The organism is Bradyrhizobium sp. Pa8, assembly GCF_052588265.1.
In genome coordinates, this window is record NZ_CP176767.1 from 8979393 (window position 1) to 9002489 (window position 23097).

Genomic DNA, 23097 nt, shown 5'->3' on the forward strand with positions numbered 1-23097 from the left:
CGCGTCCCGGAATAATTGCGTCCGGCGCTAATGCGTCAGGCCATAGACGTCGATGCGGCCGTCATAAGTCGGGCGATAGATACGGCCTTTCCAGACGATCGGACGGTTGAACTTGGGATGCATGAAGGCGTGCTCCGGCCCCCAGTCCTCGCTGTCCCAGATCACCTGGAGCCGTTTGGAGCCATCCGGATTGGTGGCGAAATTCTGCGCATCGTAGACCAGGAAGCGGCCCGGACTGAGAATCATGTTGCTGTCCTGATAGGGCACCATCGCCACGATGATGCCATCGGTGCCGTTGTTGGCGGCAAGCGTGATGCTCCAGCCGGGCATGCCGCCCGGCGGACGCGGCGATTGCGGCGAGGCGATCTCGTTGCCCCCGGCGAGATAGGTCGTTGTCCCGTCGGCCGCAATCGACCAGGCCCGCAAGGCACTGTTCTCGCCGCCCACGAAATGCATGGTGCCGTGGGTAGCGGACTGGAACAGCAGGGGCGTGCCGTGCAGATGCCGCGTCGCGCCGCCTGGAAACAGGTTCAGCTCCATCGGCGACGCCGGTGCCGGCGGCACGGCGGGATCGAAATACGTGTACAGGATCGGCGGCATGCGAAGCCTGTTGTAATTCGCCGCGAAATGGCCGGCCGCAAGTTCGCCCGGCTGAGTCTTGCCGAGCGCATTGGCATTGCCGGTGTAGAGGATGCCGTCCTTGCCCGCGGCCAGAATGGCATGGGCGGAGACGACATAGACCGGACCGCCGGAACCGAAATCCTGGTCGCCCCACATCGACTCGTTCATCGCCTCCATGTGATGCGCCACGACCGGCGCGATCTGCGCATCGGTTGCACTGCGACCCGAGGTGACCGCGACACGCGGCATCTCGCGCGCATACCGAGGCTTCAGCGTCATTCCCATGCGCCTTGCATGCGCGATCACGGAGGGCAGGGAAACGTTCGACGGCAACGCCGGTTCGTCATTGTCGTCATCGTCGGCGGTTGCTGCGTCCGCGTCCGCGGCCGCGCCGACCCGGTTGGCGTCGGTCCATGGCGCCCACCACGACATGACCTCGAAATGCGCATTGTTTCCGGTGTGCAAGGCGAGCCGCACGATGCTCTCGCCGAAATCGCCATGCTGCGGCGAGAACGCTCCGTTGCCGGTGATGACGTAGATTGAACCGTCGGGAGCAAGAGCCGGGCCGGCCCCGCTCTGCCACAGCCCGCCGCCCGAGCCGGTGACGGTGGAGCACCACGACGCAGCGAGCCGCCAGGCATGGACGTCGACCGCGAGCAGCCAGCCCCGCGCCGTCTTCGACGTCTCGGCGATCGTGCCGAAGGGAATCAGCACATGGTTCCGCGTCAGCGTCAGGGCGCTGCGCTGCTTGCGCTGGGCCGAGACGAATTTCTGCACCGGCAGGCCGCTCGGCGGCGTGTAGACCGCGCCCTCCAGGTTCAGCAGCCCGTGAACCTTCGAGCCGTCGCGGATTCGCAGCGCCGCGAGGAAATGCTGTCCCTTGGCGACGCTGCCGTCGTCGCTGATCCAGGCGCAGGCATAGAGAATGCCCGCCCCCTCGTCGATCACCGGGGTCGAGAGAATGCCCCAATGGACGTTGGTCATGTGGCCGTCGATCGCCCTCGTTCCGACGATGGGACGTCCGAGGTTGGTCGCCCAGATCTTCTCGCCGCTCACAGCGTCGAATGCATGGATCCAATTGCCCATGCTGGCCTGGAAGATCAGATCGCGGGTCTTGCCGTCGGCTGTGTGCACGCCGCCGACCGCCAGCGGCTGCGCCTCGAGCCTGGGATCGTCGGGAATCGGAAGGCTGAAGAGTTTGACGATGCCCCTGGTGCGGACGGCGGTCGCCGTCAGCACCGTCTCGGAATTGTTCGTACCGGTACGGGCACGGTCGTAGCTGCGGGTCGTGACGGAGGCGACCATGGTCAGGCTCCGTAGGCGAGGAGGCTTCCGGCCGCAATCAGGCAAGCCGCTGCAAGCGGTCGTACGTCGCGCAAGCCTGCGCGCCACGCGCGCGACACGACGGCTCCGCAGGCAAAGCCGAGCCCGGCCATGATCGCGCTCGACAGTGCGGCAACGGCCGGCGCATCAGGCACGCGCGACACGAGATTGTCGATCGCCAGCAGCGGTGGCAGCGCATAGAACCAGCCCGGCGCATTCAAAAGACGTTGCGCGATGGGGTGGCGCACCACCAGCGATGCGCCGCACGCGATCAACAGGATCGCGACGAGCCCGTTCGCGATCGGCATCGTGACGCCGAGCGCGGAACCCAGCGCATCGCAAGCGCCGAACATCAGAATGAGCGGCAGCACATGCCGTTGCGGAACGATGAATGAGAGTGCAAAGGCAACGACGAGACTGTCCGCGGACGTCCACAACAGATGTATCGACATGAGATGTATCGACATGGAAACCTCTAAAAGGTTTGCAATGCGAGATAAGTGAGGTCAGTCGAGAAGGTCGCCCCGCCGTCCGCCTTCGAGGGCAATTGCAGCGCGGTGAGGCCGCGATTCCGCGCATGTCGCGCGAGAAAGTGGAGCAGCCAAGCAACGCCGGCTCTATCAACTGGCGCCGGCACGGTGACGCCATCGCCGTACGGCGTGAAGAAGCGACCCCAAGCTAACAGCGCTACGCCCATGACGCGGCCTTTGGCTAGCCACGCCAATCATGCATTGAACGGAGATCGTCTGGAAGTTGAAATTCGAGGCAAGCGCGTCCGCAGAACGAACCGTCGCTCACGATCGCGTGCGCGACGGCGAGGATGGGCGCTAATCGTCGTCAGGCCCGAACAGCCTGATCTGCGGCAAGCCGCCGCGCGGCCGGCTCGCGACATCGCGCGCATCGGAATCTTCGCGGATGTTGCGCGCGACGTCATCCCAATCGGTGCGGTCGCGCATGCCACGCGGCTCGCGGGAGTCGTAATGCCGGCGCTCGGCCCAGCGCTCGCGGCGCTCCATGCGGCGCCGTTCGGACGCGGCGCGCTTCACGTCGGAATCCCTGGCCTTGGCATAGGCGTTGTCGGGTGAAGATGGCTGCTCTGTCGATGCCTGCTGCTCGGCGGGCCTTGCGAGTTGCAGAGGCGATGCCGGCGCCGGCTTGGGCGGCTCGGCCGCGGCCGCCTGGGAAGGCTGCGGCGCTGGCGGCTCGGCGTTCGCCTGACTTGCCTGCGTGTCGGACTTTGCAGGTTCGGATTTGGCTTCGGCCTGTGCCGGCGCGGCGATCATGGCGCCGAAGGCTTGCGAGCCGGTGAGATATTGCAAGCGCTCGGAAGGCGCGTCCGTCGTCGCGGGTCTGGCGGCTTCAGCGCGCTGCGCCATCTTGCTCGTGTCCGGCCCCTGCTTGGGCGCGACCGGATTCATGATATTGCCAGCAACGATGCCGCCACCGAGACCAATGGCGATGGCCGCAACGATCGTTCCGGCACCGACGAAATAAGCTGTCGAGGCGCGCATTGGTCCACTCCCTCTCTGGAGCGGGCAACGCCTGTCGATTGCCGGATGTTCCTGATGCGGGGCGCAGTTCCCGGAGGAACTTGCGCGTCAGATCTGCTGCGCGACCTTCTCCAGCCCGATGATGCGGGCGAGCTTGCGCACTTCTTCCTTCTGGTCGTCGCGCAGCTGGAACAGCAGCGGCATCGCGGCCGATTTCAACTGCTGGACCTCGTCGCAATTCGGATCGATCGGCACGCCCGGCGCGTTCGGATTGGAGAGCTTGTTTGCCGAGATCTTGCGGACGACATTACGCAGCGCGGTCTCGACCGAAGGCCAGTAATATTCCTGCGACGACGACAGCTTCAGGCGATCCCTGATGCCCGCGATCTGGGCCTCGGACAGCAGCGAATAGGATTTCTGCGGCGGCGGCTTGGCGACGACCTTCGGCTTGGCCGGGACTTCGACGGCAGGAAGCTCTGCCGCGGCCGGCGCATCATGCGCACTTGCCTTGGGCATCGGGAAGTCGGACGGCGTGGCGGCGGCAAAAGCCTGGCGCAGCGGCTCGGTCAGCACCGGGGTCTGCGAAAGCCTGTCGGCGGGCACCTGCACCGGCTCGATCGCGGCCGAAGCCAGCGCCAGCGTCGGAACCAGGCGGTCGGCCTTGGCGGCGCGGTTGGTCGCGAGCGGCTTCGGCGGGGCCTGTGTGATCATCTCGGCGCTGACACTGGGTACGCTGTCGCGGCCGAGAATAGCGGTGGTGGCGGCGCCGAGGACGAGGAAACAGGTCAGCACGACGATGGTGATGGCTTTGGACAAACGTCTCTCCGCGCCCAACTTCAAGTCCACGTGATCAGTGCCCGGAAACTGGGCGGTAATTAAGGCTTAACGGTGCCAGCGTAGCGGCAATCGCACGGACTGCGGCGACATGCCCCGAAATCTCAAGGAAATCAGGCAGCTAGCGCCAGGTCGTAGGCATCCTGGATGTCGGCCACGATCTCGGAGGCCTCCCAGACCGCGCGCGGCTCGACCGATTGCAGCGTCACCGTCCAGTTGCCGCCCCGGCGGGTGCGGGGGACGCTGACGATGTCGAAGCGCACGTTGCGGCACAGCGGGTGACGGGCCAGCGCATGGGCCACGCGGACCCGGATTTCGTCCAGCGTCGCGGCTGTCTTGCTGTTGAGAAAATCGAAGTCCATCGCCTGTCCCTCTCGGTCCTGATTGGCGGCCGTGAGGGGATTCTTGGCGGGCGTTGGTTAATCTGCCGTTAAGTACGGGGCTGCGGAGGAGCGCTCGATTAACTGTGATCGGGAGCGACGGCGCCTCCTCTCCCTCCCCCACAAGCGGGGCGAGGGGCAGGGCGCCGCCTACCGCCCGCCCGCATCGCGATATTCGGCGAGTGTCCGCGCCACGAGATCGTCGGCCGCCATCACGTCGGTCACGCCCGATGTCGCGTGTCCCCCGCTCCAGATATCGCGCCAGCGTTTCGGCCGGTTTTCGCGCGCATCGACGTCAATGTCCTTACCGATGTCGATCGCGCCGCGTGCCGGCAGATCGTCGGGATCGAGGCCCGCAGCCACGATCGACGGCTTCAGCATGCTGGTCTGCAACCCCGTGAACGCGGTGGTGAGCAGGATGTCGTCGGCGCTGCTGTCGACCAGCATGTCCTTGTGGCGCTCGTCCGCCATGCTCTCGCGCGTCGCGATGAATTTCGTGCCCATGTAGCCGAGGTCGCAGCCGAGGACTCCAGCCGCATGCAGCGCGCGGCCGTCGCTGATGCCTCCGGCGAGCACGATGATGCCGTCAAAGAACGCGCGCACCGCGCGGACGAACGCGAACGGATTGAGCCAGCCGGTCTGCCCGCCTGCGCCCGCGGTGAGCAGCACAAGCCCGTCGGCGCCGGCTTCCGCCGCGCGCTGGGCGTGGCGGATCGAGGCCACGTCCGCCATCACCAGCGCGCCCGCTTGGTGCAGCGGCTTCAACACCGGAGCGGGCGATCCAACAGAGGTGATGACGATCTCCGGCTTGTGTCGCAGCAGCACAGCGAGATCCTGCTCCAGCCGCGCGTTGGAGCGATGCACGATCAGGTTCGGGCAAAGCGGCGCGGCCTTGCGACCCGTGTGATCTTCGTGTTGCCGCAGTCGCGTTTCGATCTCTGTGAGCCACGCCTCGAGCTGTTCCGTATTGCGGCAATTCACGGTTGGGAAGCTGCCGATCACGCCATTGCGACAGGCCGCGACCATGAGCTCGACGCCCGACACCAGAAACATCGGCGCCGCGATCAGAGGCAGAGCGAGACGATCACGGAAGTGTTGCAGTCGATCGGATACCACTCACGCCTCCTTGCGCGGGCTTTGTCGTTCCATCCCGCCTTCCCTGTGCTAGCGTTGCGCGCAAACATTGGCACGTCAAAAGCCGATGACAAAGCAACGGGGAAACATATGTCCGATCCGCTCCACGCATCATCCCCGACTTGCGCGCAGACGCTGCGGGCACTGTCGCGCTATCCCGGCCGCACCGCTTTCGCCTGGCCCGGTGGATCGCTGAGCTATCAGGGCACCATCGACCTGATCGGACGGATCCAGGCCGTGTTCATGCGGTTGGGCTTGCAGCCCGGCGCGCGCGTCGCCTTCCTCACCGCCAACCGCGCCGACACATGGTGCGCCGGTGTCGCCGCGCAATTATCCAGGCTCTGCATCACCTGGCTGCATCCGCTGGGATCGCGGGCAGACCAGCTCTTCCAGCTCGAGGATTCCGGGGCCGAAATGCTGGTGGTCGATGCCGCCACCTTTCGCGATCGCGGCGGCGAGCTCGCCGCGAGTGCGGGCCGGCTCAAGGCTGTCTTCACCATGGGAGCTGCCGACTATGGCGTCGACCTCCTGCAGGCGATCGAGATCGAAGGCCATGCCAGCGCGCAGTGCCTCGCCGGCCCCGACGATCTCTCCACGCTGAATTACACCGGCGGCACGACCGGCAAATCCAAGGGCGCGCTGCGCTATCACCGCGAGAACGCCGGGGGTGCTGCCGCGATCCTCGCCGACTTCGAGATCCCGGACACCCCGCACTATCTCGCGGTTGCCCCGATCAGCCATGTCGCCGGCACGAAAGTAGTGCCGACCCTGATGCGCGGGGGCACTGTGCACATGCTGAAAGGCTTCGATCCCGAGGCGGTGCTGGCGATGATCGCGCGCGAGCGCATCAATTTCACGCTGTTCGTGCCGACCATGATCTATGTGCTGCTCGATCATCCCGCGCTGAGCAGGACCGATCTCTCCTCGCTCGAGCTCGTGCTCTACGGCGCCTCCGCTATGTCGCCGAGCCGGCTGGTCGAGGGCATCGAACGGATTGGGCCGGTGTTCTCGCAGCTTTACGGGCAGACCGAATGCTATCCGATTTCGGTGCTGCGCAAGGCTGATCACGATCCCAGGACGCCGGAGCTGTTCCTGTCATGCGGCTTCCCGATCTCGGCCTGCGAGGTCAGGATCCTCGACGACAACGACCAGGAAGTGAAGACGGGCGAAGCCGGCGAGATCTGCGTGCGCGCGCCGCATGTCATGGCCGAATACTGGAAGCGGCCCGACATCACGGCCGAGACGCTGAAGAACGGCTGGGTCCACACCGGCGACGTCGCGCGCAAGGACGAGCGCGGCTACATGTTCATCCTCGACCGCAAGAAGGACATGATCGTTTCCGGCGGCTTCAACATTTTTCCGCGCGAGGTCGAGGACGTGCTGTCGCGGCATGCGGATGTCGCGATGGTCGCGGTCGTCGGCATTCCCGACGAGAAATGGGGCGAAGCCGTCACCGCCATCGTCGTGCCGCGCGAGGGGGCAAAGCCCGATCCGGACGAGTTGATCAATCTGGTGAAGACGCGAAAAGGCTCGGCACATGCACCGAAGCAGATCCAGTTCGTCAAGCAGCTGCCGATGACCGGCGTCGGCAAGGTCGACAAGAAGGTGCTGCGCGCAGGCTTCTGGAGCGGACGGGACCGGATGGTGGGGTAGTCATCCCGATCTGCAACTTGTGGCAGGCAGCGCCGCACGGATTCCCGCGGCCGGCCCCCGGGGTTCTACGGGTCGCTGTGACCCGCGAACAACAGCTCGGAAGGGACTTTTCAGGCACGCCGTCCGCGCAATTGCAGGCGAATCAACGAATCAACTAGACCGCTGACGGGGCTGGGAAGCGGAGTATCAAATGAGAGTCGCTTCCTTGGAAAGTGCGTTGGCCGCGATCACGTTGATCACGGCTATCATCGTCCTGCTGTGGGAGATCAAGATCGTCTACGGCAGCTGAACTGGCAGGACGCTGGCGTCGAACAGAGACCTCCGGACAAGAAGAGGTTCGCGACCAGGGCATCCCTTCCGCGGCGGCGGAAGTCTGCCGTTCCATCGGCTCAAAGGAGCGCTCACAGCGCTTGCCGTCACGTTTACCGCTTTTCGATCACCAGACTCTGCACCGCGCGGCCGAAATAGCCGTGACGATCCGCGAGCCGCGACATCGCGAGGCCGGCGCCGTCGGGGCCGATCCAGGATTCGCCGTCGAGCAAGATCCACTCTCCGGCCGGCTGGCGCGACAGGTTCACCGTGAGGTCGGCATTGATGTAGGTCCAGGCACGGAAGTCGAGCGTCGAGGCGGTGCCGTTGGAGAAATCGGCGGCGACCACGGCGCGCATCGCCTGCGAGACCGCTTCGCCTTCGACCAGCGGATGGTCGAGGCGAAACCAGATCGCGCCGGCCCCGGCCTGGCCGAAGCGGCCGCGCGCGGCGCGCATCGAGACCATGCCTGCGAACGGACTGGTCGCGCCATGGCCGTCCTCGACCAGCGAGTCCTCGGGCGACGGCAGTGTGACCGGCAACTCCTTGACGTCGTCCGGCAACGGCTGTGATTGCCGCTTGATCTTGAGCACGGTGGCACCGACGACCTGAACACCGTCGGCGAACAACTTGATCTCGCAGAGCTGGATCTTGCGCCCCTCGCGCAAAACCTCGCTCTCGATCGTGAGCGGCGCCACCGGCACCGGGCGCATCAGGTCGATGGTGACGCGCGCAACATTCATCGGCACCGGCGTCGGAATGCGTTCGGCCGCCCACGTCACCAGCGCAGACGGCGCCGAGCCGTGCTGCATGCGCCGGTCCCACGGACCGGCAGCATTGGGGCTGGTGACGACGTTGTTGCCGTCGACGCGGTAGATAGCGGTCATGTTTGCACGATTCTCGGCTGGCGTTCCCCGGACGCAGCGCAGCGCGTAAGCGGTGCGCTGCAGAGCCGGGGTCCGTGTGCTGCAGCGATGGGTCCCGGCTCTGCGCAGCAGCGTTGCACGCTGCAGCGCGTCCGGGACACGAGAGCGGTTAGAGCGGCGGATCGATCGCCTCGTCATATTCCTTCTTGAAGCGCGCGATCAGATCGGCGGCGGGGATGATGCCCTCGACGCTGCCGATGCCTTGGCCCGAACCCCAGATCTCCTTCCAGGCCTTCGGCTTGGCGCGCTCGCCGGAGGCATCCGTGCCAAAGTTCATCTTGGACGGATCGGACGTCGGCAGGTTTTCCGGATCCATGCCGGCCGCGAGGATCGACGGCTTCAGATAGTTGCCGTGCACGCCGGTGAAGAGGTTGGAGTAGACGATGTCGTCGGCCGTCGAGCCCGCGATCATCTCCTTGTATTGCTCGACCGCGTTGGCTTCCTTGGTCGCAATGAAGGCCGAGCCGATATAGGCGAAGTCTGCGCCGAGGATGCGCGCGGCGCGGATCGCCTTGCCGTTGCCGATGGCACCCGACAGCGCGATCGGGCCGTCGAACCATTTTCGCGTTTCTGCAACGAAGGCCAGCGGCGAGATGGTGCCGGCGTGGCCGCCGGCGCCGGCAGCAACCAGGATCAGGCCGTCGGCGCCCTTCTCGATCGCCTTGTGGGCGAACTTCTGGTTGATCACGTCGTGGAAGACGATGCCGCCCCAGCCGTGCACCGCTTGATTGAGCTCCTCGCGCGCGCCGAGCGACGAGATGATCATCGGCACCTTGTACTTGGCGCAGAGCTGCATGTCGTGATCGAGCCGGTTGTTCGACTTGTGCACGATCTGGTTCACCGCGAACGGCGCCGACGGCTTGTCGGGATGGGCGCGGTCATAGGCCGCGAGTTCTTCGGTGATCCGCGCCAGCCATTCGTCGAGCAGCTCCGGCGGCCGCGCGTTCAGCGACGGAAACGAGCCGACCACACCGGCCTTGCACTGCGCGATCACGAGATCGGGCACCGAGATGATGAAGAGCGGCGAACCGATCACGGGGATCGACAGGCGTCCCTTGAACAAGGCAGGCATGGACATAGGCGAAACGATCCTTTGGTGGCGAGCAAATCGAAAGCTGGAGGCCATACCAACAAGGCAATCTTTCCACTGTCAAGTATTGCGTTTTGACGCCGTGGCGGATGCCGTTACCGCAATTCCAACATGCGGAATTCGCTGCGCAAACGCCGGCGGCATCACCCAATCAGATCCGGATTGATCAGCCGCTCGAACGAGAACATCTCGTCCCATTTCTGCGGTGTCAACAGCTTGCGCTCGACCACCACGATCTGGTGCAGCGACTTGCCGCTCTTGTAGCCTTCGCGCGCGATCTCGGCGCATTGCTTGTAGCCGAGCAGCGGCTTCAGCACCGTAACGATCCCCAACGAGTTCAGCACCATGTTGCGGGTGTGCTCCTCGTTGGCGGTGATGCCGACAACACAGTTCTCGCGCAGGCTGTTGACCGCGCGCTCCATGGTGCGGATCGAGAAGAACAGCGCGAACGAGATCACCGGCTCCATCACGTTGAGCTGAAGCTGGCCGGCGGAAGCGGCGAGCGTCACCGTGGTGTCGAGGCCGATGACGAGGAAGCTGGTCTGGTTGACGACCTCGGGGATGACGGGATTGACCTTGCCCGGCATGATCGACGAGCCCGGCTGGAGCTGCGGCAGGTTGATCTCGTTGAAGCCGGCGCGCGGGCCCGAGGCCAGCAGGCGGATGTCGTTGCAGATTTTCGTCAGCTTGCTCGCCGTGCGCTTGAGCACGCCGGAGAGCTGCACATAAGCGCCGGTGTCCGAGGTCGCCTCGACGAGATCGCCGGCGAGGATGAAGTCGACGCCGGTCAGCGCGCTCAGATGCCGGACCGCAAGTTTTGGATAGCCGACAGCCGCGGTGACGGAGGTGCCGATCGCGGTGGCGCCGAGATTGATCTCGCGCAGCAGCGCGCGCGCCTCGGAGATGCGGTCGACCTCCTCACCGATCGTGGTGCCCCAACCGCGGAATTCGGCGCCGAGCGACATCGGCACGGCGTCCTGAAGATGCGTGCGGCCCATCTTCAGCACGCGCTCGAACTCGCGGCCCTTGGTGAAGAAGGCCTCCTGGAGCTGGCGCAGCGCCGTCATGTAGCTCTCGAGCCGCAGGATCAGCGCCAGCCGGAACGCGGTCGGATAGGTGTCGTTGGTCGACTGGCCGTAATTGACATGGTCGTTCGGGCTGACATGCTGGTAGTCGCCCTTGCTGAAGCCGAGCGATTCCAGCGCGAGATTAGCGATCACCTCGTTGGCGTTCATGTTGGTGGAGGTGCCGGCGCCGCCCTGGATGAAATCGGTGACGAACTGATCCATCATGTCGCCGGCGATGACGCGGTCGCAGCCCTCGATGATCGCGTCCGCAACTTTCGCATCGACCGCGCCGAGGTCGCGGTTGGCCATCGCGGCAGCCTTCTTGACGTAACCGAGCGCCTTCACGAAGTAAGGCTCCTGGTTCATCGGAATGCCGGTGATGTGGAAGTTCTCCTTCCCGCGGATGGTCTGGACGCCGTAATAGATGTCGTCAGCGATCTCGCGCTGTCCGAGGAAGTCCTGCTCCGTGCGGCTCATGGGCGCTCCTTTGCTGGCGCTACGTCCTCAGTTCTGGCACAGCGCGCTGGTGACGAAGGTATCGGTGCGGCAGTCATCCGGTTTGCGTTGCCGGCCCGGGATCAGAACCTTGGCCGAGCATTTTTCCGCGGAATCGGCGTTCAGGCTCTTGCCTTCCTTGTAGCCCTTGCTCCGGCAGAGTTGGTCAGCGGCTTGCTTGCAGTCGGGCGCGCCATTCGAGGAGGCGGGGCAGGCCATGCGCCCCGACACCATGGCCGACGGCGTCGCCAGCCGCGACAGATCGTTCATGGTCTCGCTCGGGCTTTTGATCGGCGGCAGGATCGAGGGCAGCTTGTCGAACAGCTTGCCCATTTCGTTGATCAGCCCGGGATTTTCCTCGCGCGCCGGCGGCGATGAAGGTGCTGACATCGAGGGCGGCGGCGCGGTCTGCGGTCCCTGCTCCTGCAAGCCGAGCGCCGGCGGCGCGGATTGCGGCCAGCCGGTGCCGCCGGCACCGAGCAGGAGCGAAAGCACTGCAAATATCAGCGTCCCCAGTCGGAGGACCGGATTGCCGGATCGAACCATCATGACGGCAACCGTAGCCGAACCCGGGGCAGCGGCAAAGCGCGGGGTCATCGAGTAAGCATGATCTTTGCGGAGAACCGCTTCACGCGTTGCGCTGATGCGGATCTTCAGGTCCGGATCATTCTCTAGATCAGCTTGACCGCGACGACGAAGCCGAGCACCAGCACTATGGCGCCGATCGCCACCCAGAGACCGAGATGCTTCTCGATCCTGACGCGGATCCAGTCGCCATAGCGGTTGAGCAGGATCGCGACGATGAAGAAGCGGCCGCCGCGCGCGACGATCGAGCACAGGATGAACAGTCCGATATTGTAACCGGCAAAGCCCGAGGTGATGGTGACGAGCTTGTAGGGGATCGGCGTCAGGCCCTTGAGCAGGATGATCACCGCGCCCCATTCCGCATAGGAGGCGCGGAAGGCATCGACCTTGTCGCCGAGGCCATAGACCTGGATCAGCCAGTGGCCGACCGAGTCGAACAGCAGCGCACCGATGGCGTAGCCCAGGAGACCGCCCACCACCGAGGTCGCGGTGCAGACCGCGGCGTAGAGCCAGGCGCGCTGCGGGCGCGCCAGCGACATCGGGATCAGCATCACATCCGGCGGGACCGGAAAAAAGGAGCTTTCTGCGAAAGCCACGGCTCCCATGATCCAGAGCGCGTAGGGCTTGTGGGCGGCGTCGATGCACCAGTCGTAGATACGTTTCAGCATGGCGCCGCGATGAAGCACCATGGGACGGATTTGTCCATCGCGAGTTTTGTGACGATTTGGCGTGATCCGGAACAGTGTGTCGCGGTTTTCCGAAAGATCACGCGCAAACAACAACCTAAAGCGCGATGACGCTTTGCTCCGGTTTCACCGCGCTTTAGTGGCGCTTGCGCGAGACGCGCCCCTCCAGCGCGACAATTGGCCGCCTGGCGGCGACGCGCGGTGACGCGACTTTGGGCAGCTTCATCGGCGACTTCGGCAGCTTCTCGGCAATGCCGAGCATGTCTTCCCGCCGGGCCATCTCGCGCCAGACATCCTCCGGGCGCACGCCGGCCGAGGCCCAGAGCACCGTGAGATTGTAGAGCAGGTCGGCGCTTTCCCGGATCACGGCCTCGCTATCGCCATTGACCGCGTCGATGACGACCTCAATGGCCTCTTCGGCCAGTTTCTTCGCCATTTTGGATGGCCCACGCTGAAACAGCCGGGCGGTACGCGATGTTGCCGGATCAAGATCCTTGGCCGCGAGCACAGCCAGATATAGCCGCTCAAGCGAATCACTCATGGTACTCAAAACTACCCTAAACCAATGGCGAGCGCGTTAACGCGCAGGGTTAAAAGCGAAAAACAGGCCGCCGCGGCAAGCGCGACGGCCTGTTTTGGTCAAGACTTGGTAGCCAGGGACTTGGTAGCTAAGAACTTGGTAGCCAAGAACTTGGTAGCCAAGGCTAGTAGCAGTTCTGCATGTAGCCCTGGCCGCAGAGCTCCGACGGAGCCGAGCCGCCATAGCGCTGATATTGGTAGTTCGGGCCCGGGCCGTAGTAAGGACCGTAGGCGGGGCCACTGTAATAGGCAGGGCCGCCGTAATAGCCATAACCCGGACCCGGACCGTAATCATAAGCGTAGGCGTCACGGGTCGCAGCGATCGCAAGGCCGGTGCCGATGATGCCGGCAAAGGCCGCGGCAGCCGCGGCACCGCCGCCACCGCCATGCCAGTGGCGGCCGCCTGCGTACGAGGCAGTCGGGGCGACCGCGGTCAGCGCCAACACCGCAGCGGTGGCAAGGACGGCCTTGCGGCCGGCAAATCCCGAAAATCTGTCAAACATGTCCTGGACCCTCCTTGGGACCTCGAATGGTGCCTGACGACAGGCTCATGTCTTTCAAACACCCGCAGCCCATGTTGGGTTCCCGAACCCCAACAGAAGCTGAACGGGGTTGCGTGATCATGACGCAACCCCCACTCATCCGCCGTTCATGTTGGCGCGCGCAGGCTCGTCGCCAGCCGGCGCTGCGAGCGTCACGAAACCACAACAATGCGGGACCGGCGCGACTGATGTTTGCATTCAAGACGATCGCCCTTCGCGGCCTGCTGGCCATTGCAATCTCGCTTGCCGCGCTGGCTGCGCGCGACGTCAGCGCGGCCGAGACCGCTGCGCCGTCCACTGCAATCCACTTCACATTCGATCGTCCTGTCGATGCGAGCATGGCGCCGTTCTTCCTCGCCGCCAAGGACGGCAATTTCGGCGCCGAGCGTCTCAACGTGTCCTTCAATAGCGCAGCCGGATCGCCGGAGGCGCTCGCGCGCGTCGCCAAGGGCGACAGCGAGCTCGCGCTCGTCGACATCAACGAGCTGATCCGATTTCGCGACAAGGACGATGCCGCGCCGGTCAAAGCCGTGTTCGTGTTGTTCAATCGCGCGCCTTACGCGATCGTCGCGCGCAGGAGCCGCGGCATTCACTTGCTGCCAGACCTCGACGGCAAGACCGTCGGCGTCGCCGACGGCGATCTGTCGATGCGGCTGTGGCCGGCGCTGGCGCAGCAGAACGGCATCAACGCGTCGCAAGTGAAATTCCACAAGATCAGCGCCGCCGTCCGCGAGCCGATCCTCTCCGCAGGCCAGGTCGATGCGGTCGCCGGCTTCAGCTATCTCTCGGCGGTGAACCTGCGCGACCGCGGCGTGCCCGGTGGCGATCTCGTGGTACTCCGCTATGCCGACTATGGCTGCGAAGCCTATGGCTTCGCCGTCGTGGCCAACCCCGCTTTCGCCGCCGCGAAGCCCGACACCGTGAAGGGATTCGTCCGCGCATTGATCGCCGGCGTTAACGCGACCATCAAAGAGCCGGCCCGTGCGGCAGACGAAGCCACGAGCCGGATCGACGACGGCGACCGCGACCTCGAGCGGGAACGCCTGCGCAGCGTGCTCATCGACAACATCCTGACCGACGAGGTCAAGCGCAACGGTCTCGGCGGCATCGACCCGGCGCGCCTGGACCGCTCAATCGACCAGATCGCGCAGGATTTCAAATTCCGCAAACGGCCGGCGGCGGGCGATATCTTCGACGACCGGTTCCTGCCGCCGGTCGCGGGACGGCTGATCAACTGAGCAAAACCCGCAGCTTCCGCTGTATCTCACCGGCGATCCCTGATTAGAATGCGGGCTCACGTTTTGTCCGCCCGAGTTCGTCCCCCGCATGTCCATCCTCCGTCTCTACACCCGCGTTCTCGAACTGCTCGGCAAGGAGGCGCGGCTGGGCTGGTTGCTGGCGTTTGCCAATCTCCTGCTTGCGGCCTCGCAGTTCGCGGAACCCGTGCTGTTCGGCCGGATCGTCGACGTGCTCTCCGGCAAGACGGTCGCCGGATCGAACTCGGCCTGGCCGTTCCTGCTGGCCTGGGTGGCGTTCGGGCTGTTCACCATCGCTTGCAGCGCGCTCGTGGCCTTGCAGGCCGACAGGCTCTCGCACCGCCAGCGCCAGGCGGTGCTGACCGACTATTTCGAGCATATCTTGCAACTGCCGCTGACCTTCCATTCAGGCACCCATTCGGGCCGGCTGATGAAGGTGATGCTCAACGGCACCGATGCGCTGTGGCGGCTGTGGCTCGGCTTCTTCCGTGAGCACTTTGCCGCGATCCTCTCGGTCGTGGTGCTGCTGCCGCTGTCGCTCTACCTGAACTGGCGGCTCGCGGTCCTGCTGTTCGTGCTCTGCGTCGTCTTCACCGCGCTGACGACCTTTGTCGTGCGCCGGACCTTCGGCATGCAGATGCAGGTCGAGGAGCACTACAGCGAGCTCTCCGCGCGCGCCTCCGACGCCCTCGGCAACGTCGCTCTGGTGCAGAGTTTTGTGCGCGTCGAGTCCGAGGTGAAGGGCTTGCGCTCCGTCGCCGATGAACTGCTCGCGGCGCAGATGCCGGTGCTGTCGTGGTGGGCGCTCGTCACCGTGATCACGCGCGCCTCCACCACCATCACGGTGCTCGCGATCTTCACACTCGGCATCGCGCTGCACGACCAGGGGCTGACCTCGGTCGGCGAGATCGTGATGTTCGTGAGCTTCGCGACTATGCTGATCCAGAAGCTCGAGCAGGTCGTGAGCTTCATCAACAACGTGTTCATGGAAGCCCCGCGCCTGCGCGAGTTCTTCAACGTGCTCGATGCGGTGCCCGCGGTCCACGACCGGCCCGACGCGATCGATGCGGGGCGGCTCTCCGGCCTCGTCGAATTCAACGACGTCACCTTCTCCTATGACGGCAAGCGGCCGGCGGTCGAGGACCTCTCCTTCACCGCGCTGCCCGGCCAGACCATCGCGCTGGTCGGCGCGACCGGCGCCGGCAAGTCGACGGCGATCGCGCTTCTGCATCGCGCCTTCGATCCGCAATCCGGCTTCATCAGGATCGACGGCATGGACGTGCGCGGCGTGACGCTGACGTCGCTGCGCCGGAACATCGGCGTGGTGTTCCAGGAGGCGCTGCTGTTCAACCGCTCGATCGCGGAGAATTTGCACGTCGGCAAGCCGGATGCGACCGAAGCGGAGATGCGCAAGGCCGCAGAGCGCGCGCAGGCGCTCGAATTCATCGAGCGCAGCGGCGGCTTCGAGACCAATGCCGGCGAGCGCGGCCGCATGCTCTCAGGCGGCGAGCGGCAGCGGCTGTCGATCGCCCGCGCGCTGCTGAAGGATCCGCCAATCCTGATCCTGGACGAGGCCACCAGCGCGCTCGACGCCGTCACCGAGGCCAAGGTGAACGCCGCTCTCGACGAAGTGATGAAGGGACGCACCACATTCGTGATCGCCCACCGTCTCTCCACCATCCGCAATGCCACGCGGATCCTGGTGTTCGAGAACGGCCGCGTGATCGAAAGCGGAACTTTCGATGAACTCGTGGCCAAAGGCGGCCATTTTGCCGAACTCGCCAGGGCCCAATTCATGGTTCAGGAAAATGCACGGGCCAGCGTGACGGCCGCTGAGGCTGCAGCGACTGCGGCCAAGTCCCCATAGCATCGTCGAAATTCGGCCTATTTCATCGCGGAATACCCGGCCGAAACCCCTATTCTCGACGCACGAGCCGGTATAGGTTTGCGACGCCGCAAGCGGCGGCGCCGGATTTCAGAACCGAACATCAGATCACGAGAGCCGACCGGAACCGGCGGGTCTCCAAGGACCGGAATCGGATAGTGCACGCCCTTCGCCCGCTGCTTCGCAAGTCCCTGTTCAACCTGTTCGCTGCGGCCCTCGCATCCGCGCTGCTGCTTGCGCCGCGCACGGCGGGCGCCGAAGCACTGCTGCTGATCGAAGCCGACAGCGGCAAGGTGCTGCAGGCGGAGAACGCGACCATCCCGTGGTATCCGGCCTCCGTCACCAAGATCATGACGGCCTATGTGACGCTGAGGGCGGTGAAGGACGGCCGGCTCACGCTCGACACGCTGCTCACGGTGTCGCCGACGGCGGCTTCGCAATCGCCGTCGAAGATGGGGTTCCGTCCGGGAACGCAGCTCACCGTCGACAACGCGTTGAAGATGATGATGGTGAAGTCGGCGAACGACATGGCCGTGGTGCTCGCCGAAGGCGTCGGCGGCTCGATCGACGGCTTCTCGGCGATGATGAACGACACCGCGCAGAAGCTCGGCATGACGCAGACGAGCTACGTCAATCCGAACGGTCTGCCCGCCGACGGCCAGATCACGTCCGCGCGCGACCTCGGCATTCTCGCGCGCTCGTTCCTGCGCGACCTGCCGGAATACGAATACTTCGTGCACATCCCGGCGATCCGCTTCGGCAAGCGCGTCACCGGCAATTTCAACAAGCTGATCGGCCGCTACCCCGGGGCCGACGGTTTCAAGACCGGCTTCATCTGCGCCTCCGGCTACAATCTCGTGGCGTCGGCCACGCGCAACGGCCGCCGGCTGATCGCCGTCGTACTCGGCGCCAACTCCGGCACTGCGCGTGCGGTGAAGGCGGCGCAGCTGCTCGAGCGCGGCTTCAGTCAGGACAATCTCACCTGGCTCCGCCCCTCGCTCGGCACCGTCGACAGGCTGGTGCCGGTCGACGCCTCGCCGCCGAACCTGCGCGAGGACATGTGCGGTGGTCATCGCAAGCGGCCGGCCAGCGACGATGACGACGCGCTGATCGCCGCCAATGGCGGCACCTCCGGATCGGCCTCCGCCACCGGCGGCGAAGCCCAGGTCACCTTCTTCACCGCGGGCCTTCAGGCGCCCCTGATGAAGGCCTCCGAGTTGATGGCGTCCGCCCCCGCTGCGGCCGAGCCCGTGCTGGTCTATACCGGCCCGACCCGCACCGGCACCGCCCTGATCGCGGCGGTCGCGGCCGATGCCGACCAACAGGCCACGCCAAAGCCGCGTGGCAAGAAGTCGCGCGTCGCCAGGAAGCCCGACGCGACCGACAAGCCAGCCGACAAGCCGAAGGATGCCAAGACGGCGGCGGCAAAGCCGGGTGCCGCCAAGCCTGACGCCAAGAGCGAAACCAAGAGCGCTGCGAAGCCGGCCGGGACCAAGCATGCCGCGGCCAAGCACGATGCGGCGGCGAAACCCGCCGAGAAGCCTGCGGCAAGCGGCGATCAGGCGGCCAAGCCCGCCAAGCCCAAGGCCGCGACCAAGCCCGCTGCCAAGCCGGCCAACAACAGTTAACGGCACCCATCGCAAGCCGCGCCCGCGCTTCGCACTGCGGCAGAGCGGCTTGCGACAATTCCAGTAGCCACTCCCGGACCTTTGTCCTAAGCCTCGACCGGCTTGCCACCAGTTCCGGCAGGCTCGATACTGGCCGCAATGAGGCAAGCCCGAGACACAACGGGCTCTGGTAAATTGAGGGGAGTTTTCCATGGAGCGCATCTGGCTCAAGCAATATCCGCCCGGCGTGCCTGCTGATATCGAGCCGACCCAATACGCATCGCTGGTCGACCTGCTGGAGGAGAGCTTCGCCAAGTTCGCCGACCGCAAGGCGTTCATCTGCATGGACAAGGCGATCAGCTATCGCGACCTCGACCAGATGTCGCTGGCGCTCGCCGCCTATTTGCAGGGCCGCGGCCTGCAACGTGGCGCTCGCGTCGCGATCATGATGCCGAACGTGCTGCAATATCCGGTCGCCACCGCGGCCGTGCTGCGCGCCGGTTTCGCGGTGGTCAACGTCAACCCGCTCTACACGCCGCGCGAGCTCGAGCATCAGCTCAAGGATTCCGGCGCCGAAGCCATCATCGTGCTGGAGAATTTTGCCCACACGGTCGAGCAGGTGATCGCGAAGACGCAAGTCAAGCATGTCATCGTCGGCAGCATGGGCGACCTGCTCGGCTTCAAGGGCGTGATCGTCAATCTCGTCGTCCGCCGCGTCAAGAAGATGGTGCCGGCCTGGTCGCTGCCGGGCGCGGTGTCCTTCAACGACGCGGTATCGGGAGGCCGCGGCCTGACGTTCAACAAGCCGAAGCTGTCGCCGGGCGACGTCGCCTTCCTGCAATATACCGGCGGCACCACCGGCGTCTCCAAGGGCGCCACCCTGCTCCACCGCAACATCGTCGCCAACGTCCTGCAGAACGACGCCTGGCTCCAGCCGGCACTCGCCGCGCCGCCGCATGTCGATCAGCTCATGATCGTCTGCGCGCTGCCGCTCTATCACATCTTCGCGCTGACGGCCTGCTACCTGCTCGCGGTGCGCGCCGGCGGCTGCAATCTGCTGATCCCCAATCCGCGCGACATCGCGGGCTTCGTCAAGGAGCTGGCGAAGTACCAGGTCAACAGCTTCCCGGCCGTGAACACGCTCTACAACGGGTTGATGCACCATCCCGACTTCAAGAAGCTCGACTTCTCCAAGCTGAAGATCTCGAACGGCGGCGGCATGGCGGTGCAGCGCCCCGTCGCCGAGCAGTGGAAAGCGGTGACGGGCTGCTTCATCGCCGAAGGCTACGGCCTGTCGGAGACCTCACCGACGCTGACCTGCAATCCCGCGACCACGACCGAGTTCTCGGGATCGATCGGCATCCCCGTGCCTTCGACTTGGATCTCGATCCGCGATGACGACGGCAACGAAGTCCCGCTCGGCCAGCCCGGCGAGATCTGCGCCAAGGGCCCGCAGGTGATGTCGGGCTACTGGAACAGGCCGGAAGAGACCGCCAAGGTGATGACCGCCGACGGCTATTTCCGCACCGGCGACATCGGCGTGATGGACGAGAAGGGCTACACCAAGATCGTCGACCGCAAGAAGGACATGATCCTGGTCTCGGGCTTCAACGTCTATCCGAACGAGATCGAGGAAGTGATCGCCAGCAATCCGGGCGTGCTCGAATGCGCCGTGATCGGCATCCCCGATTCCAAGTCGGGCGAGGCGGTGAAGGCGTTCGTGGTGAAGAAGGATCCCAACCTCACCGCGGAAGCCGTGATCAAGTTCTGCCAGGAGCAGCTCACTGGCTACAAGGTGCCCAAGCACATCGAATTCCGCACCGACCTGCCGAAGACCAATGTCGGCAAGATCCTGCGCCGGCAGCTCCGCGACGAGAAGAAGGCGGAGGCGGCGTAGGCCGCGCCTTGGGTTCATGACTGACGTCGGCGACATCACGCCATCAGGCATTCTCGCCTTCTGGCGCGAGGCCGGCCGCGAGCGCTGGTACAAGCCCAGCGACGCTTTCGACGCGGAGGTCAGGCGTCGCTTTCTTCCGCTATGGAAGCGGGCGACCGCCGGCGAGCTGGCCTCCTGGGAAGAAAGCGACGAGGGCGCGCTCGCGCTCGTCATCGCGCTCGACCAGTTTCCCCGCAACATGTTTCGCGGCACGCCGGAAGCCTTTGCCAGCGACGCGCTGGCGCGCGACGTCGCCCGCCGCGCAATCGCGCGGGGCGTCGATCGCAGGATCGATCCCGTCCTGCTCGAATTCCTCTATTTGCCCTTCATGCATTCCGAGCACCTGCCCGACCAGTTGCATTGCGTCGCGCTGTTTCAGAACACCGACAATGCCGAGAACCTGAAATACGCGCGGGAGCACGCGGACATCATCCAGCGGTTCGGCCGCTTTCCCCACCGCAACCGCCTGCTCGACCGCGCCACCACTGAGGAAGAACAGGCCTTCCTCGACGCCGGCGGTTTTGCCGGCTGATGACATAACGGTGAAGGACCGCGACCCTCGCCGCCAATGTTGTGCAGCGCCGCCGCACGGTCTAAAAAGCGGGACCGATTTTCAGGGAGACTGACGATGGCGATCCAGACTGGCGACAAGCTGCCCGAGGCGAAATTCCGCGTGATGACGGCCGAGGGTCCGCAGGTGAAGACCACCGACGACATCTTCAAGGGCAAGAAGGTGGCGCTGTTCGCAGTGCCCGGCGCCTACACCGGCACCTGCCACAAGATGCATCTGCCGAGCATCTTCCTCAACGCCTATGCTATGAAGGACAAGGGCGTCGACACCATCGCCATCGTCTCGGTCAACGACGCTTTCGTGATGAACGCCTGGAAGCGCGATACCGACCAGCGCGACGAGGCCATCTTCCTCGCTGACGGCAATGCCGACTTCGCCAAGGCGATCGGCATGGAGCTGGACGCCTCCGGCAACGGCCTCGGCATCCGCTCCAAGCGCTATTCGATGCTGGTCGAGGACGGCGTGGTGAAGAAGCTGAACCTCGAAGCGATGCCCGGCAAGGTCGAGGTCTCCGGCGGCGATACGCTGCTGGGGCAGCTGTAAGCGCTCAAACGCGCCCGTATCCAAGAATGACGTCATGCCCGGGCTTGTTCCCGGGCATCCACGTTCTTGGTCACTCGCGGGAAGGCGTGGATGGCCGGGTCAAGCCCGGCCATGACGTGTGGCGAGAGCGAGCGCCCTACTCCCCCACCCGCTGCTGCAACCGCGCCTTCACGATCCCGTCCCGCGCGAGCTGGTCCGCGCGCTCGTTCTCCGGGTGCCCGGCGTGGCCCTTGACCCAGTGCCAGCGGACCTCGTGCTGCTTCAGCGCCGCATCGAGCCGCTGCCATAGCTCGACATTCTTCACCGGCTTCTTGTCGGCGGTGCGCCAGCCGTTGCGCTTCCAGCCGTGGATCCACCCGGTGATGCCCTGCCGCACATACTGGCTGTCGGTATAGAGATCGACGGTGCACGGCTTCTTCAGCGCTTCGAGCGCGGAGATCGCGGCCATCAATTCCATCTGGTTGTTGGTGGTGTGGCGCTCGCCGCCGTTCAGCTCTTTTTCCTTGTCGCCGAACTTCAGGATCGCGCCCCAGCCGCCGGGCCCGGGATTTCCCGAGCAGGCGCCGTCGGTATAGATCGTGACGATGGGAAGCTCGCTCACGCGACCAGTCCTGACGGCATCAGCCCGTAGTCGCGCACGCTGGAAACGCTCTGGTGGAAGCGCAGCTTGCGAAAATATTCCAGCGGGTCCTTCGGCTTGACCAGCGCGCCCTCGGGCACGTTGAGCCAGTCGACCAGCCGCGTCAGCAGGAAGCGGATCGCGGCGCCGCGCGCGAGCAGCGGCAGCGCGGCTTCTTCCGCCTCGGAGAGTTTTCGCACACGGCCATAGGCATTGAGGAAGGCGCGCGCCTTGGTGACGTTGAACGAATGGTCCGGCTCGAAACACCAGGCATTCAGGCAGATCGCGACGTCATAGGCCAGCATGTCGTTGCAGGCGAAGGTGAAGTCGATGATGCCGGAGAGCTTGTCGCCGAGGAAGAAGACGTTGTCGTTGAAGAGATCGGCGTGGATCACGCCTTCAGGCAGATCAGTCGGCCAGACCCCGCTCGAGAGATAGTCGAGCTCGGCGGCGAGGAACGCACGCAGGCCCGGCTGGACCTCGTCGGCGCGGCTTGCCGCCGCGTCGAACAGCGGCCGCCAGCCGGAGACCGACAGCGCATTGCCACGCTTGACCGCGAAATTGGCGCCGGCCAGATGCATCCTGGCCAGCCCCTCGCCGACGCCGGCGCAATGGGCCACGTTCGGCTTGCGCGGCCAGACGCCTTCGAGAAAGGTGATGATCGCGGCCGGCCGGCCCGACAGCTCGCGCAGCGCCTCACCGTCCCCGGCCTTCACCGGCAGCGGGCAGGTGACGCCGTGCTCGGCGAGATGCGTCATCAGCGCGAGGAAGAACGGCAGGTCGTTCTTCGCCACGCGCTTCTCATAGAGCGTGAGGATGAACGATCCCTTGCTGGTGTGCAGCAGGAAGTTGGTGTTTTCGACGCCCTCGGCGATGCCCTTGTAGGAGAGCAACTCGCCGAGATCGTATTGCTTCAGGAAATCCGCAAGCTCGTCGGCGGCAACGTCGGTGTAGACCGCCATAAAG

The 23097-nt window shown here is 65.1% G+C and carries 22 protein-coding genes; 7 read left to right on the top strand and 15 right to left on the bottom strand.

The window, feature by feature from the left end; translation table 11 throughout:
- Positions 1–27 precede the first annotated feature (27 nt).
- From ACKWRH_RS42615 to ACKWRH_RS42640, 6 genes are all read right to left on the bottom strand, one after another.
- Positions 28–1926 carry a hypothetical protein gene (locus ACKWRH_RS42615; RefSeq protein ID WP_445218422.1) on the bottom strand — a complete coding sequence of 633 codons (1899 nt, stop codon included), beginning with the start codon at positions 1924–1926 and terminating at the stop codon, positions 28–30.
- Between the two features lie 2 nt (positions 1927–1928).
- Positions 1929–2411, bottom strand: coding sequence for a hypothetical protein (locus tag ACKWRH_RS42620; RefSeq protein ID WP_445218423.1), 483 nt, complete (start codon positions 2409–2411; stop codon positions 1929–1931).
- 360 nt (positions 2412–2771) lie between these two features.
- Complete coding sequence (locus ACKWRH_RS42625) at positions 2772–3455, bottom strand: hypothetical protein (protein WP_445218424.1); 684 nt, start codon at positions 3453–3455, stop codon at positions 2772–2774.
- A gap of 87 nt (positions 3456–3542) precedes the next feature.
- On the bottom strand, positions 3543–4250 hold the full coding sequence (locus ACKWRH_RS42630; RefSeq protein WP_038933193.1) for a hypothetical protein: 708 nt from the start codon (positions 4248–4250) through the stop codon (positions 3543–3545).
- Positions 4251–4381: 131 nt separating this feature from the next.
- Positions 4382–4630, bottom strand: a complete 249-nt coding sequence (locus ACKWRH_RS42635) for a hypothetical protein (RefSeq protein WP_014491549.1) — start codon at positions 4628–4630, stop codon at positions 4382–4384.
- A gap of 168 nt (positions 4631–4798) precedes the next feature.
- On the bottom strand, positions 4799–5764 hold the full coding sequence (locus ACKWRH_RS42640; protein WP_445218425.1) for an NAD(P)H-dependent flavin oxidoreductase: 966 nt from the start codon (positions 5762–5764) through the stop codon (positions 4799–4801).
- A gap of 108 nt (positions 5765–5872) precedes the next feature.
- Here ACKWRH_RS42640 and ACKWRH_RS42645 point away from each other — a divergent pair, with 108 nt between their 5' ends.
- The gene (locus ACKWRH_RS42645; protein ID WP_445218426.1) at positions 5873–7435 is read left to right on the top strand and encodes an AMP-binding protein; all 1563 of its coding nucleotides are present in this window, start codon (positions 5873–5875) and stop codon (positions 7433–7435) included.
- A 422-nt stretch (positions 7436–7857) separates the two neighbouring features.
- Here ACKWRH_RS42645 and ACKWRH_RS42650 read toward each other — a convergent pair whose 3' ends face one another.
- From ACKWRH_RS42650 to ACKWRH_RS42680, 7 genes are all read right to left on the bottom strand, one after another.
- Positions 7858–8631, bottom strand: a complete 774-nt coding sequence (locus tag ACKWRH_RS42650; protein ID WP_445218427.1) for a thioesterase family protein — start codon at positions 8629–8631, stop codon at positions 7858–7860.
- Between the two features lie 148 nt (positions 8632–8779).
- A complete protein-coding gene (locus tag ACKWRH_RS42655) occupies positions 8780–9748 on the bottom strand; it encodes an NAD(P)H-dependent flavin oxidoreductase (protein ID WP_445218428.1) in 969 nt (322 codons plus the stop codon).
- A gap of 155 nt (positions 9749–9903) precedes the next feature.
- On the bottom strand, positions 9904–11304 hold the full coding sequence (locus ACKWRH_RS42660; protein ID WP_445218429.1) for an aspartate ammonia-lyase: 1401 nt from the start codon (positions 11302–11304) through the stop codon (positions 9904–9906).
- 27 nt (positions 11305–11331) lie between these two features.
- Positions 11332–11871, bottom strand: coding sequence for a hypothetical protein (locus ACKWRH_RS42665; RefSeq protein WP_445218430.1), 540 nt, complete (start codon positions 11869–11871; stop codon positions 11332–11334).
- Between the two features lie 122 nt (positions 11872–11993).
- Positions 11994–12596, bottom strand: coding sequence for a YqaA family protein (locus ACKWRH_RS42670; protein ID WP_445218431.1), 603 nt, complete (start codon positions 12594–12596; stop codon positions 11994–11996).
- Between the two features lie 133 nt (positions 12597–12729).
- The gene (gene hisE / locus ACKWRH_RS42675; protein WP_028147364.1) at positions 12730–13134 is read right to left on the bottom strand and encodes a phosphoribosyl-ATP diphosphatase; all 405 of its coding nucleotides are present in this window, start codon (positions 13132–13134) and stop codon (positions 12730–12732) included.
- Between the two features lie 163 nt (positions 13135–13297).
- On the bottom strand, positions 13298–13675 hold the full coding sequence (locus ACKWRH_RS42680) for a hypothetical protein (RefSeq protein ID WP_445218432.1): 378 nt from the start codon (positions 13673–13675) through the stop codon (positions 13298–13300).
- A gap of 227 nt (positions 13676–13902) precedes the next feature.
- Here ACKWRH_RS42680 and ACKWRH_RS42685 point away from each other — a divergent pair, with 227 nt between their 5' ends.
- The 6 genes from ACKWRH_RS42685 to ACKWRH_RS42710 all read left to right on the top strand — a co-directional run bounded on the left by ACKWRH_RS42685 (position 13903) and on the right by ACKWRH_RS42710 (position 21512).
- Positions 13903–14952, top strand: coding sequence for an ABC transporter substrate-binding protein (locus tag ACKWRH_RS42685; protein ID WP_445218433.1), 1050 nt, complete (start codon positions 13903–13905; stop codon positions 14950–14952).
- A gap of 88 nt (positions 14953–15040) precedes the next feature.
- A complete protein-coding gene (locus ACKWRH_RS42690) occupies positions 15041–16837 on the top strand; it encodes a glucan ABC transporter ATP-binding protein/ permease (RefSeq protein WP_445218434.1) in 1797 nt (598 codons plus the stop codon).
- Between the two features lie 176 nt (positions 16838–17013).
- Positions 17014–18483 (top strand): D-alanyl-D-alanine carboxypeptidase family protein, encoded by a 1470-nt coding sequence (locus ACKWRH_RS42695; protein ID WP_445218435.1) that lies wholly within the window; start codon positions 17014–17016, stop codon positions 18481–18483.
- Between the two features lie 190 nt (positions 18484–18673).
- Positions 18674–20359 (top strand): long-chain fatty acid--CoA ligase, encoded by a 1686-nt coding sequence (locus ACKWRH_RS42700; protein WP_445218436.1) that lies wholly within the window; start codon positions 18674–18676, stop codon positions 20357–20359.
- A gap of 16 nt (positions 20360–20375) precedes the next feature.
- Positions 20376–20930, top strand: a complete 555-nt coding sequence (locus tag ACKWRH_RS42705) for a DUF924 family protein (RefSeq protein ID WP_445218437.1) — start codon at positions 20376–20378, stop codon at positions 20928–20930.
- Positions 20931–21026: 96 nt separating this feature from the next.
- Complete coding sequence (locus ACKWRH_RS42710; protein WP_007597501.1) at positions 21027–21512, top strand: peroxiredoxin; 486 nt, start codon at positions 21027–21029, stop codon at positions 21510–21512.
- A gap of 136 nt (positions 21513–21648) precedes the next feature.
- Here ACKWRH_RS42710 and rnhA read toward each other — a convergent pair whose 3' ends face one another.
- Complete coding sequence (rnhA, locus tag ACKWRH_RS42715; protein ID WP_014491534.1) at positions 21649–22113, bottom strand: ribonuclease HI; 465 nt, start codon at positions 22111–22113, stop codon at positions 21649–21651.
- A complete protein-coding gene (locus ACKWRH_RS42720) occupies positions 22110–23093 on the bottom strand; it encodes a homoserine kinase (protein WP_445218438.1) in 984 nt (327 codons plus the stop codon). The genes rnhA and ACKWRH_RS42720 overlap by 4 nt, the downstream gene beginning before the upstream one ends.
- Positions 23094–23097: the final 4 nt, after the last annotated feature.

What these genes read in the sequence shown, in the direction of transcription:
- ACKWRH_RS42670 (WP_445218431.1), bottom strand. Translation starts at nt 12,596, where the DNA reads ATGGTGCTTCATCGCGGCGCCATGCTGAAACGTATCTACGACTGGTGC.
- ACKWRH_RS42720 (WP_445218438.1), bottom strand. Translation starts at nt 23,093, where the DNA reads ATGGCGGTCTACACCGACGTTGCCGCCGACGAGCTTGCGGATTTCCTG.
- ACKWRH_RS42705 (WP_445218437.1), top strand. Translation starts at nt 20,376, where the DNA reads ATGACTGACGTCGGCGACATCACGCCATCAGGCATTCTCGCCTTCTGG.
- ACKWRH_RS42650 (WP_445218427.1), bottom strand. Translation starts at nt 8,631, where the DNA reads ATGACCGCTATCTACCGCGTCGACGGCAACAACGTCGTCACCAGCCCC.
- ACKWRH_RS42625 (WP_445218424.1), bottom strand. Translation starts at nt 3,455, where the DNA reads ATGCGCGCCTCGACAGCTTATTTCGTCGGTGCCGGAACGATCGTTGCG.
- ACKWRH_RS42710 (WP_007597501.1), top strand. Translation starts at nt 21,027, where the DNA reads ATGGCGATCCAGACTGGCGACAAGCTGCCCGAGGCGAAATTCCGCGTG.
- hisE (WP_028147364.1), bottom strand. Translation starts at nt 13,134, where the DNA reads ATGAGTGATTCGCTTGAGCGGCTATATCTGGCTGTGCTCGCGGCCAAG.
- ACKWRH_RS42700 (WP_445218436.1), top strand. Translation starts at nt 18,674, where the DNA reads ATGGAGCGCATCTGGCTCAAGCAATATCCGCCCGGCGTGCCTGCTGAT.
- ACKWRH_RS42660 (WP_445218429.1), bottom strand. Translation starts at nt 11,304, where the DNA reads ATGAGCCGCACGGAGCAGGACTTCCTCGGACAGCGCGAGATCGCTGAC.
- ACKWRH_RS42685 (WP_445218433.1), top strand. Translation starts at nt 13,903, where the DNA reads ATGTTTGCATTCAAGACGATCGCCCTTCGCGGCCTGCTGGCCATTGCA.
- ACKWRH_RS42645 (WP_445218426.1), top strand. Translation starts at nt 5,873, where the DNA reads ATGTCCGATCCGCTCCACGCATCATCCCCGACTTGCGCGCAGACGCTG.
- ACKWRH_RS42620 (WP_445218423.1), bottom strand. Translation starts at nt 2,411, where the DNA reads ATGTCGATACATCTCATGTCGATACATCTGTTGTGGACGTCCGCGGAC.
- ACKWRH_RS42655 (WP_445218428.1), bottom strand. Translation starts at nt 9,748, where the DNA reads ATGTCCATGCCTGCCTTGTTCAAGGGACGCCTGTCGATCCCCGTGATC.
- ACKWRH_RS42690 (WP_445218434.1), top strand. Translation starts at nt 15,041, where the DNA reads ATGTCCATCCTCCGTCTCTACACCCGCGTTCTCGAACTGCTCGGCAAG.
- ACKWRH_RS42635 (WP_014491549.1), bottom strand. Translation starts at nt 4,630, where the DNA reads ATGGACTTCGATTTTCTCAACAGCAAGACAGCCGCGACGCTGGACGAA.
- ACKWRH_RS42665 (WP_445218430.1), bottom strand. Translation starts at nt 11,871, where the DNA reads ATGATGGTTCGATCCGGCAATCCGGTCCTCCGACTGGGGACGCTGATA.
- ACKWRH_RS42680 (WP_445218432.1), bottom strand. Translation starts at nt 13,675, where the DNA reads ATGTTTGACAGATTTTCGGGATTTGCCGGCCGCAAGGCCGTCCTTGCC.
- ACKWRH_RS42615 (WP_445218422.1), bottom strand. Translation starts at nt 1,926, where the DNA reads ATGGTCGCCTCCGTCACGACCCGCAGCTACGACCGTGCCCGTACCGGT.